Below are 11,030 nucleotides of genomic sequence, written 5' to 3'. Positions count from 1 at the left end.
AAGTTCTACCTTATTTCCTTGTCTCAGTCTAATTTCCAGTTTTTAAGACAGACTAGAACTTACTTTGAGAATTTAGCGGATAATAAAGCACTGTCAACAATCGGCAGAGTTTTTTGTAAATTTTCCTGAAAAATTGTATAATAGAAATGACAGCTACATGTGTAGCAGACTGTAATTCGACTTGCGTCTGAACTGTGAGGAGGCAAGGACCGTTGGTATGAAAAAATAAACTGGGCAGGTATGATTGCCCCAAAGGAGAAAAGATGAGTAGCATAAAAATCATGGCGCTCGGTGGTGTACGTGAGAATGGAAAAAATCTCTACATCGCTGAAGTCAATGAGCATATTTTTGTATTGGACGCCGGAGCCAAATATCCTGAAAATGAACAGCTGGGTGTGGACGTGGTCGTGCCAAACTTTGATTATTTGGAAGAAAACAAACAGCGTGTGGCTGGCGTTTTCTTGTCCCACGGGCATGCGGATGCCATTGGTGCCCTGCCTTATCTGCTGGAAAAAGTGAAGGTACCGGTTTTCGGTTCACACTTGACGGTGGAATTGGCAAAATTGATTGTTAAAAACAATAATTCTACCAAAAAATTCAATGATTTCCATGTCATCGATGCAGATACGGAGATTGATTTTGGTGATGCGGTTGTATCCTTCTTCCAGACAACACACTCCATTCCTGAGAGTTTGGGTGTGGTCATCAAGACTGACCAGGGCAATATCGTCTATACTGGTGATTTCAAGTTTGACCAGGCAGCTGATAAGCTCTACCAGACGGATTTTGGTCGCTTGGCTGAGATTGGTAACGAGGGTGTCTTGGCCCTGCTTTCTGACTCTGCCAATGCGGATAGTAAGGTTCAGGTGGCCAGCATGAAAGAGGTGGCCAATGAAATTTACAATACCATTTCCGACTGGGAAGGTCGTATCATTGTAGCAGCAGTGGCCAGCAATATTACCCGTATCCAGCAAATTTTCGATGCAGCTGATAAGACAGGTCGTCGTGTCGTTCTGACTGGTCATGACGTGGAAAATATTGTCCGCACAGCTATTTCCCTGAAAAAATTGAAGTTGGTCAGCGAGCGTCTCTTGGTCAAGCCTAAGGACATGAACAAGTATGAGGACCATGAGCTGATTATTCTTGAAACTGGTCGTATGGGTGAGCCCCTCAATGGTTTACGCAAGATGTCAATCGGACGTCACCGCTATGTTGAGATCAAGGACGGCGATTTGGTCTATATCGTAACGACGCCAAGTATTTCTAAGGAAGCGGTTGTAGCCCGTGTGGAAAACATGATTTATAAGGCGGGGGGCACCGTCAAGTCTGTGGCCAAGAACCTGCATGTGTCTGGTCACGGCAATGCGCGTGATTTGCAGCTCATGCTCAATATCATGAAACCCAAGTATCTCTTCCCGATTCAAGGTGAGTATCGCCAACTCAACGCCCACGCCAAGGCTGCGCTGGAAATTGGCATGTATCCAGAAAATATTATCATCGTCAAACGTGGTGATGTTATGGCCTATGAGGATGGTGATTTTGTCCACAGTGGGGCCGTTCCAGCAGGGGATATTATGATTGATGGTAATGCCATGGGAGATGTGGGAAATGTGGTCCTCCGTGACCGTAAAATCCTATCAGAGGACGGTATTTTCATCGTGGCTCTGACGGTCAATCGCCGTGAGAAACGCATTATTTCTAAGGCGAGGGTCAATACCCGTGGCTTTGTCTATGTCAAGAAGAGCAAGGACATCCTGCGTGAGGCATCTGATTTGGTCAATGCCAGCGTGGAAAACTACTTCACCAAGGATAGCTTTGACTGGTCAGAACTGAAGGCAACTGTCCGCGATGACCTGGCAAAATTCCTCTTTGACCAAACCAAACGTCGCCCAGCTATTTTGCCGGTGATTATGGAAGTAAAATAAGAGAAAATAAGTGATGAGAGCCAGTCCAAACTGGCTCTTTAGAATAGGAGAAAGCAAATGGCTATTATGAAAATTGAATATCATTCGGAGGCCTTGGATATGTCACGGCAGGTTAATGTCATTTATCCAGACCGCAATCGTATACCTAATCCTGATGATAAGGATATCCCAGTCCTCTACCTCTTGCATGGGATGGGTGGCAATCAGGATTCCTGGCTCAATCGCTCGACCATAGAACGATTGGTACGCTATACCAATCTCATCGTTGTCATGGTTAATACGGACAAGGGCTGGTACACTAATACGACCTACGGCATGAATTATTACGATGCCATTGCCATTGAACTGCCGCAGGTTCTCAAGCGGTTCTTTCCAAATATGTCCGACAAGCGGGAGAAAAACTTCATTGCTGGTCTGTCCATGGGCGGATATGGTGCCTTCAAGATTGCCCTGTCTACCAACCGTTTTTCATACGCAGCCTCGCTTTCTGGTGCCCTGGCCTTTGATTTTGACAATGAAGGGACGGCTGATTTGGGAAATCTAGCCTACTGGACGGGTGTGTTCGGAGACATTCATAATGCTAAGAATCCAAATAATTTGACAGAGATTGCCAAGCAGTCAGATAAGAAAACCAAGTTTTACGCTTGGTGTGGAGAGGAAGATTTTCTTTTTGCAGGTCATGAGAAGGCTATTGCTGATTTGAAAAAGATGGGCTTGGACATCGAGGCTAGTAAGGGACCTGGTAAGCACGAGTGGCACTATTGGAACCAGCAAATCGAGTACGTCCTCCAATGGCTACCGATTGACTTTGAGTTGGAGGAAAGACTATCCTAAGCTGCTTTAAGGTAAATTTTAGCTTTATTTGCTATACTGTTGACCATCTCCAGAAAGAGGTATAGTCTATGAAACTAGTAAAAAGTGTCCTTGGATTTTTCCTAAGAATTCTTACTTGGTTGGTCAGTTTGATTTGGAATTTTATCTGGTCGACTGTTTTAATCACAGCCCTGGCCCTGGCTTTGCTCTTTGTTTTTCAGAGGGAAAATGCCTACCAAACCTTGGATAGGGTTCTGCAGGAGGCGGAGCTGATTGTCAAAGGACAGTCGCCAGTCAAGCTACAAGAGGGTGTCGATACTATCAAGCATCTGGCTACGGATACTGTCAACACAGGCGACCATGGACGGTGGGAAAGCAATCGTGCTACGGTATATATTGAGAGCCAGGAGCCAATTTTACGCCAGGCCTACGTGCAGGCCATTGCCAATTGGAACCAGACAGGTGCCTTTACGTTTGAGTTGGTCGATAGCCCGGAGGCAGCAGATATTATTGCGACAGATGTCAATGATAGTACTACCCAGGCTGCTGGGGAGGCCAATTCGACGACCAATCTTCTGACCAATTTTTATACCAGTGTGACGGTGAGACTCAATCGTTACTATCTTTTAAATCCCCAATATGGTTATGAATTTGACCGAATCCTGCACACAGCTGAGCATGAGCTGGGGCATGCCCTTGGCTTAGGCCATGAAGATGGCAGAGCTTCTGTCATGGAGTCTGCAGGGTCCTATACAGGCATTCAGCAGGAAGATGTGGATGCGGTCATTCAGCTTTATGCAAACAACTAGAAAGGATTTATTTTGATTAAGTTCATTAAGCGTTATCCCGAACAAGCTTTTCTCTTGCTTTACAATGCTGGTATCTTTGTCTGGCTGCAGTCAACCAGCTCAGCCATTGTCCGCCAGCTTGGTCTGACCACCGACTGGCTAGAGAAAATTCCAGCTCCCTTGCGAGCAATGGCAGGCTCAAGCCTGACTGGTATGGATAATCTACTCAATTCATCGGCCTGGGGCTGGTTGATTGTGTCCATGATTTTGATGCTTATCGTCCGCTTTGTCAAAGGCTTGATAAAATTCCTGATTTTGCTTATCATTATCGGAGGCGGGCTATACCTTGTCTGGCAACATTGGGAACTCTTGCAAGGCTTTGTGAATTGATGAAATCCAGTCCAGAGCTGGATTTTTTGCTACTATAATTGTAAAAGTAATGTTACTATTAATTAAGTTGGGAAATATTTTGGAGAAATAATGGCAAAGCTAACTGTAATTATGCCAGTCTATAATAGGGAGACTATTGTTAAGGAAGCAATAGATAGTATCCTCTGTCAAAGCTACCAAGATTTTAAGTTCCTTATTGTTGATGATGGCAGTGAGGATAAGACTGCAGACATCATAAAGTCTTATCGGGGCCTAGGATATATTTGATAAAAATCTAGGTATTTCTACTAGTATAAATCTAGCTTTGAGTGAGATTAAAACTGAATTTATTGCTCGTATGGATTCGGATAATATCGCTCACCCAGATTGTTTTGTAATTCAGATTGATTATTTGGAAAACACAGGGATTGTATGAATAGCTCCCTGTCAAGTGGACAATGAAATAATAAAAGATTAGGCGACGGCCTTGTTCCTCATTTCAAGAGGGGCAAGGCCGTTGTTGTGCTCTTGAAAACGTTGATGATTGTAAAAATAGATGTAGGCATCAATATCTGAAACTAGCTCCTCAAAAGTCTTATATTTCTTCAAATCACAGCACTCCGTCTTAAAGTGCCCAAAGAAACTCTCAATTGGTGCATTGTCAATACACTTACCAACACGAGACATGGAGCGGGTCATCTGATACTGGGTAGTTAAACGGTAATAATCTTTCGAAGTATACTGCGAACCTCGGTCGCTGTGAATCAATGGTGTCGCATCAGGTTAGCTTTCCGTGCTTTACGAAGTGTCTCTAACACCAACTCATTATCATTAAACTGACCAACTACGTAAGCGACAACTGAGCAGTCGTAAAGGTCCTTAATAGCACTCAAATAGGCTTTACAGCTGAAACCGTACTTCAAGAAAGTCACATCTGTACACCATTTCTGATTTAGAGCAGTAGCTGTAAAATCACTATTGAGAATGTTGTCCTCTACATTGACAAAGCTAGTCTTAGTACAATGCCCCTTGGCTCTTCTGATAATGGAACGTAGACCTAGAATGTGCATCAAGCGTCGAATCCGCTTCCTGTTGTAGTTTGTTTAAAGCTTGCGATTGACAAATAGCATCATACGACGATAACCAAGAATACCATTATGCTGGCTATGAAGTTCCTTGATGACATTCATCAAGCCTAAATTTTCCTGTTCAGAAGTTGTTTGGAGCTTGTCTATATTTAAGTGTATATGAAACAGTTCCGCTAAGTTTTTTATCTTCTATACAAAATCAGTTGAAACAAGTTTATAGTCAGAGGAGTCGATTTAATCAGTTTAAGGTTGATTGGAGTTATTTACTACGGTTAGTCCGTTCTATTACTGGTGAAGATTCACTGTCGCTAGAATAATGTTTCTTAAGACTTATTTCTAGACATTAGTTCATAGAAGTATGGTGAACTTCCCTTTTATTGGAACTCCTCTACTTTTTCTGTGGGGGAGTTTTTGAGTGTTTTATGGTAAAATATTGAGTATGATTATATTGAACGGAAACAAGATTGAACGCTCTTTTGCGGGCGAAGTTTTATTTAACAATATCAACATTCAAGTGGATGAGCGGGATCGGATTGCCCTTGTCGGAAAAAATGGAGCAGGCAAGTCTACTCTGCTCAAAATCCTTGTCGGGGAAGAAGCAGCGACAAGCGGAGAGATTTCTACCAAGCGAGATTTGTCGCTTTCTTACCTGGCACAGGACAGCCGTTTTGAGTCGGCAAATACTATTTACGATGAAATGCTCCATGTCTTTGACGATCTGCGGATGACGGAGAAACGCCTGCGGTCTATGGAAGAGCAAATGGGCAGTCTTTCTGGTAATGAACTCGACCAGCTCATGAAGACCTATGATAGTCTGTCGGAGGAATTTCGTCTGGCAGGTGGTTTTAGCTATGAGGCAGACATCCGTGCCATTTTGAATGGTTTTAAGTTTGACCAGACCATGTGGGACATGAAGATATCCGAACTCTCCGGCGGTCAGAATACTCGACTTGCTCTGGCAAAAATGCTTCTTGAAAGCCCAGAGTTATTGGTCCTGGACGAGCCGACCAACCACCTGGACATTGAAACCATTGCTTGGTTAGAAAACTACCTAGTGCATTACAAGGGAGCTTTGATTATCGTCAGCCATGACCGCTATTTCTTGGACAAGGTGGCGACACTGACACTGGATTTGACCAAGCATTCCTTGGATCGCTATGTGGGCAATTATTCTCAGTTTGTTGAGCTCAAAGAGCAGAAGTTGCAAACGGAATTGCAAAACTATGAAAAGCAGCAGAAGGAAATAGCTAAACTAGAAGACTTTGTCCAGAAAAATATTGTCCGTGCTTCGACCACCAAGCGTGCTCAGGCTAGACGCAAGCAGTTGGAAAAGATGGAGCGACTGGACAAGCCAACAACTGGTCAGAAGTCTGCCAACATGACCTTCAAGTCGGACAAGACTTCTGGCAATATCGTCTTGACAGTGGAAAATGCTGCGGTGGGTTACGATGGAGAAATACTTTCTCAGCCTATTTCTATTGACCAACGGAAACTAGATGCCATTGCCATAGTCGGCCCGAATGGAATCGGAAAAACTACCCTACTCAAATCCATCATCGGAGCTCTGCCATTTATCAAAGGGGAAGCCAGGCTCGGTGCCAATGTGGAAGTGGGCTACTACGACCAGACCCAGTCTGCCCTGACGCCTTCCAACACAGTCTTGGAGGAGCTCTGGTCCGCCTTTCCAACCACGCCTGAAGTGGAAATCCGCAACCGCCTGGGAGCCTTTCTCTTCTCTGGTGACGATGTCAAAAAGTCCGTTTCCATGCTGTCGGGTGGGGAAAAAGCCCGCCTGCTCCTTGCTAAGCTGTCCATGGAAAACAACAACTTCCTCATCCTCGATGAGCCGACCAACCACTTGGATATCGACAGCAAGGAGGTCCTGGAAAATGCCCTCATCGACTTTGACGGCACCCTGCTCTTTGTCAGCCACGACCGCTATTTCATCAACCGCGTCGCCACCAAGGTGCTGGAAATCTCGGAATCTGGCTCCACGCTCTACTTAGGCGACTATGACTATTATCTGGAGAAAAAGGCAGAGCAGGAAGCAGAAGCCCAGCCTGCCCAGCTAGAAAGTACTAGCCAATCAGCCGGAGCCATGGACTACCAAGCCCAAAAGGAAAACCAAAAAGAGCAACGCAAACTAGCCCGCCGCATCGAGCAAATCGAGGCAGAAATCGATACCATTGAAAACCGCTTGAGTGAGCTCAATCAAGCCATGCTAGAAACCAATGACATCGGTCAGCTGACCGATTACCAGAAAGAAATCGACCAACTGACCAGCCAGCAAGAAAGCCTCATGGAAGAATGGGAAGAATTATCTGAGCAGATGGGCTAGGTTGACAGCAAGTTGACAAGAGGCTCAAACCCTTGATAGAACAGGATTGCAAGCCAGTCTTGCGGAGTTAGCAAGACCACCTTTCGCTAAAAAAGTCCAGAGCAAGCCAGTCTTTCTTGGCAATCATTGACCGATAGGCTAAGATAAAGTCAGGACCTGCCAGACAGGTTCTGAAAAGGAGAAGAAATGAACTTTGGACAACAAATCAAAGACTTACGTAAGAAGGAAGGTTTGACCCAGGAACAGTTTGCCCTCAAGCTCAATGTGACCAGGCAGGCCGTTTCTAACTGGGAAAATGACAAAAACCTGCCCGACTTGGAACTCTTGATTCTCATGTCCTCTGTCTTTTCGATCTCCTTAGATCACCTTATCTTAGGAGGAACTGACATGAACAACATGACAGAAAAACTTGTAAAAGACGGTCGTGAAGGCCGCCGTACCCAGATGCACCTGACCATTACCATTATCGGTAGTTTTCTCATGCTTCTCGGCTTCGTCTGCTTTGTCATCAAGGCCAACTCTGTCGAGTATGTCGATGCCAAGGGCATTCTGCATGAAAATTTTTATCTCATTCCAGTCGGCTACTTGCTAGTCTTTACAGGAGCCATTGCCACGCTCCTATCAGGACTAGCCCTGTATCGCTTTAGAAAAGAAAATAAGTAACATGACCAAACACACACGTTTTATCAACAGTGACCAATTTTTCGCCTGTCCACATTGTGGGCAGACTCTTGGTCTTGACCTCAACAGCCTCCGCTGTCCCAACCGCCACACCTTCGATATCGCCAAGCAAGGCTACGTCAATCTGGCACCCCAGGTCAAGCAGTCCGCCAACTACCACAAGTCTAGCTTTGAAAACCGCCAGGCCTTTTTAGAGGCGGGCTATTACAATCATCTCTATGAGGCTTTGGAAGGGAAAATAGCAGAGCTAGGCTTGCGGTCTGTCTTGGACATCGGTTGCGGGGAGGGCTTTTATTCTCGTAAGTTAGCCGAGAAAATGGACTTGGACATTCTTGCTTTTGATATTTCCAAGGATTCCATTCTCCTAGCAGCTAAAACAGACAGCACCAAGTCGGTCAAATGGTTTGTCGGTGACTTGACCAAGTTGCCCATTCAAGACAGAACTATTGACGGTATCTTGGACATCTTTTCCCCAGCTAATTATCAGGAGTTTGCCAGAGTGCTGAAAGCTGGTGGGGCTATTCTCAAACTGGTCCCAGGTCCCAATCACCTCAAAGAGCTCCGCCATTTAGCCAAAGACCAACTCCGCAAGGAGTCTTATGATAACCAAGATATCGTGGACCATTTCCAGTCTTACATGGGGCAGGTGGAGCAAGTGCTGGTCAGCCGGACCTTGCCGATTACAGCCGCCCATGCTCAAGTCTTAGCAGACATGACGCCCCTCTTTTTCCAAGTGGACCAGTCCAAACTGGACTTGAGCCAGTTGACCGAGATTACGGTTGAGGGAGTGCTTTTGGTTGGAACGATATAAAAAATGAAACCGCCTCTGTTACCAGAAGCGGTTTTGCTTTATTTCTCAAACTCTGCCTTGCTTTTCACATCGCCATATTCTTCAGCGACTTCTTTGCTGAGGATGTCAGCGTAGCTGGCAAGTTGGATGTCTTGTCCGTATTTTTTACGGAGGGCAGTAGTGACCAGGCGGTAGGCTAGGTTGGCATTTCGGGACAGGATTGGTCCGTGGAAGTAGCTGCCGAAGGTATTTTTATAGTGTAGGCCCTCGCCGCCATCTTCCTTGTTATTGCCATTGCCATAGACAACCTTGCCCAGCGGTTTTTGGTTGTCAGCTAGGAAGGTACGGCCTTGGTGGTTTTCAAAACCATAGTAGGTTTCGTTAAATTCATCATTGTGAATTTTGATGTCACCGATGTAACGGTTATTGGTCTGGTTGAGGGTGTAGTGGCCCATGATACCCAGTCCGTCAATCTTGCGGCCGCCAGCTTCGATGTAGTATTGACCGAGCAACTGGAAGCCACCGCAGATAGCCAGCATGACGCCGTCGTTTTCGATAAAGTCTGCTAGGCTGTCTTTTTTTATCGGTAAATCCTTGGCTAAAATAGACTGCTCATAGTCCTGACCGCCACCGAAAAAGGCGATGTCGTAGAAATCCTTGTCAAATTCATCTGTCAGAGAAACGATGTCCACCTGAACACGAGCCCCCAGCTTTTCAGCCACATACTTGAGCATGAGGATATTGCCATTGTCACCGTAGGTGTTCATCAAATCACCGTAAAGATGGGCGATGTGGAGATCGTAGTGATAGTCTTTTTCAGGACTTTTTAATGACGTATAGACCATTATTTCATCTCCTTTCCAACGGCTTGGCGTTGAGCCAGCAAGTCACGGAATTCCAGCATAGCCGTATAGGTTGCGAGGATATAGGCCTGCTGACTGCTCGACTGCTCAATCAAGGTCATAATATCTTCCAGTTTCGGCGTTTCAGTAATCTGGTCTTCAGGATAGCCAGTCACACGGAGGCGACGGGCGATTTCAGATGAACGAACACCGCCTGCAAAGACTTGAGGAATGTCCATTTGGGTAATCTGTTCAAAGTCAGCATCCCAAATCCAGCTAGTATCAATACCGTCAGCGTAGTTGGCATTGAGAAGGACAGACAAGCTAAAATCATAAGTGGCTAGTTTCATCATTTCGATAGCCTGAGTAGCACCGACTGGATTTTTAATGAGGACAAGGGTACAATCTTTATCGCCGACCTTGAAGGTTTCCTGCCGACCGAAAACAGCCTTGGACTTATCAAAACCTGCCTTGATTTTCTCAGGTGCTACTCCGAAAAATGCTGCTACGCTGACAGCCGCTAGGGCGTTGTAGATATTGTAAAGCCCACCGATGTTAATCTTATAATCCTGACCGTCAATGACAAAAGTGGAAGAAGTATTGGTAATTTCTTTCAATTCTGTCAACTTGTAGTCCAACTCAGGTCGGCTAAAGCCACAGTTGTTACAGATGTAGCTGCCCAAGTTGGCGTAGGTATTGAGCTTGTACTGGATAATCTGGTGGCAATGAGGACAGAGAACGCCTTCGGTATTGTAATGGGCCAGACGCGGTTCGTGTTCTTGAGTCGCGAATCCGTAATACTTGACCGGATTGACCACTGCCGTCGAGTTGAAGAGGGGACTATCCCCGTTTGCTAAAATGGTTGCCTGAGGAGCTTTTGCAGCACCGTCCAAAATCATCTGGTAGGTCGTATAAATCTCACCGTAGCGGTCCATCTGGTCACGGAAAATATTGGTAAAGACAATCAGACTTGGCTTGATATAGTCTGTGACCTTGCTGAGGCTGGCCTCGTCGATTTCTAGCACCGCAATTTTCTTGCCCTTTTTATTTTTCTTGGCAGACAGAAAAGTCGCTGTGATACCTGTAATCATATTGGCACCGCTGGTATTGGTAGTGACCGCCCCAAAAGCTTCTTCCAAAATACCGACCGTTAGAGCAGTGGTCAGGGTTTTTCCGTTGGTTCCAGTGACGACGACAATTTTGTAGTCCTTGGCCAAAATATCTAAAATATCTTTATCGAATTTGAGGGCAATTTTCCCAGGTAGGGTAGTGCCACGTCCTAGTTTGTTGAGGACAAACTGGCTGGTTTTTCCTGCGGCAATGCCGAGTAATGTACTTATTTTCATGGATTTATTGTAACACAAAGTGTCGGGATTTTCTAGAATGGAGAATAGTC

At 45.4% G+C, this 11,030-nt stretch carries 11 protein-coding genes and 1 pseudogene; 9 read left to right on the top strand and 3 right to left on the bottom strand.

The annotated features are described in order from the left end of the window. Positions 1–263 precede the first annotated feature (263 nt). The 6 genes from ACHBGV_RS07250 (at position 264) to ACHBGV_RS07225 (ending at position 4,331) form a co-directional block, all read left to right on the top strand. Positions 264–1,925: a ribonuclease J gene (locus ACHBGV_RS07250; RefSeq protein ID WP_105110740.1), complete on the top strand. Its 1,662-nt coding sequence runs from the start codon at positions 264–266 to the stop codon at positions 1,923–1,925. Between the two features lie 57 nt (positions 1,926–1,982). Continuing rightward, positions 1,983–2,759 carry an alpha/beta hydrolase family protein gene (locus tag ACHBGV_RS07245; RefSeq protein WP_105110741.1) on the top strand — a complete coding sequence of 259 codons (777 nt, stop codon included), beginning with the start codon at positions 1,983–1,985 and terminating at the stop codon, positions 2,757–2,759. A gap of 68 nt (positions 2,760–2,827) precedes the next feature. After that, entirely contained in the window at positions 2,828–3,547 is a 720-nt protein-coding gene (locus tag ACHBGV_RS07240; RefSeq protein ID WP_394735998.1) for a M57 family metalloprotease, read from the top strand. 12 nt (positions 3,548–3,559) lie between these two features. Further along, positions 3,560–3,916 carry a hypothetical protein gene (locus ACHBGV_RS07235; protein ID WP_238143406.1) on the top strand — a complete coding sequence of 119 codons (357 nt, stop codon included), beginning with the start codon at positions 3,560–3,562 and terminating at the stop codon, positions 3,914–3,916. Positions 3,917–4,006: 90 nt separating this feature from the next. Further along, entirely contained in the window at positions 4,007–4,183 is a 177-nt protein-coding gene (locus tag ACHBGV_RS07230; protein WP_105110744.1) for a glycosyltransferase family A protein, read from the top strand. Continuing rightward, positions 4,176–4,331, top strand: coding sequence for a glycosyltransferase (locus ACHBGV_RS07225; protein ID WP_105122658.1), 156 nt, complete (start codon positions 4,176–4,178; stop codon positions 4,329–4,331). The genes ACHBGV_RS07230 and ACHBGV_RS07225 overlap by 8 nt, the downstream gene beginning before the upstream one ends. Positions 4,332–4,369: 38 nt before the next feature. Here the strand turns inward: ACHBGV_RS07225 and ACHBGV_RS07220 are convergent. Further along, positions 4,370–5,118: pseudogene (locus tag ACHBGV_RS07220) on the bottom strand (IS3 family transposase); the annotation flags it as partial. Positions 5,119–5,422: 304 nt separating this feature from the next. On the opposite strand from ACHBGV_RS07220, the gene ACHBGV_RS07215 reads away from it, so the two are divergent. From ACHBGV_RS07215 to ACHBGV_RS07205, 3 genes are all read left to right on the top strand, one after another. Next, positions 5,423–7,321: an ABC-F family ATP-binding cassette domain-containing protein gene (locus ACHBGV_RS07215; RefSeq protein WP_394735997.1), complete on the top strand. Its 1,899-nt coding sequence runs from the start codon at positions 5,423–5,425 to the stop codon at positions 7,319–7,321. A 186-nt stretch (positions 7,322–7,507) separates the two neighbouring features. Continuing rightward, positions 7,508–7,984, top strand: a complete 477-nt coding sequence (locus ACHBGV_RS07210) for a DUF3955 domain-containing protein (RefSeq protein ID WP_394735996.1) — start codon at positions 7,508–7,510, stop codon at positions 7,982–7,984. Between the two features lies 1 nt (position 7,985). Continuing rightward, positions 7,986–8,813, top strand: a complete 828-nt coding sequence (locus tag ACHBGV_RS07205; protein ID WP_394735995.1) for a putative RNA methyltransferase — start codon at positions 7,986–7,988, stop codon at positions 8,811–8,813. Between the two features lie 38 nt (positions 8,814–8,851). Here the strand turns inward: ACHBGV_RS07205 and gatD are convergent, their stop codons facing one another. Both gatD and murT read right to left on the bottom strand, forming a co-directional pair. Next, positions 8,852–9,637 carry a lipid II isoglutaminyl synthase subunit GatD gene (gene gatD, locus ACHBGV_RS07200; protein WP_394735994.1) on the bottom strand — a complete coding sequence of 262 codons (786 nt, stop codon included), beginning with the start codon at positions 9,635–9,637 and terminating at the stop codon, positions 8,852–8,854. Continuing rightward, a complete protein-coding gene (murT, locus tag ACHBGV_RS07195; protein WP_394735993.1) occupies positions 9,637–10,980 on the bottom strand; it encodes a lipid II isoglutaminyl synthase subunit MurT in 1,344 nt (447 codons plus the stop codon). The genes gatD and murT overlap by 1 nt, the downstream gene beginning before the upstream one ends. Positions 10,981–11,030: the final 50 nt, after the last annotated feature.

Source organism: Streptococcus sp. A34 (assembly GCF_043674115.1).
Classification (GTDB): Bacteria; Bacillota; Bacilli; order Lactobacillales; family Streptococcaceae; genus Streptococcus; species Streptococcus suis_V.
The sequence above is the reverse complement of the archived record's forward strand: the minus strand, read 5'-3'. Positions and strand labels throughout refer to the sequence as shown.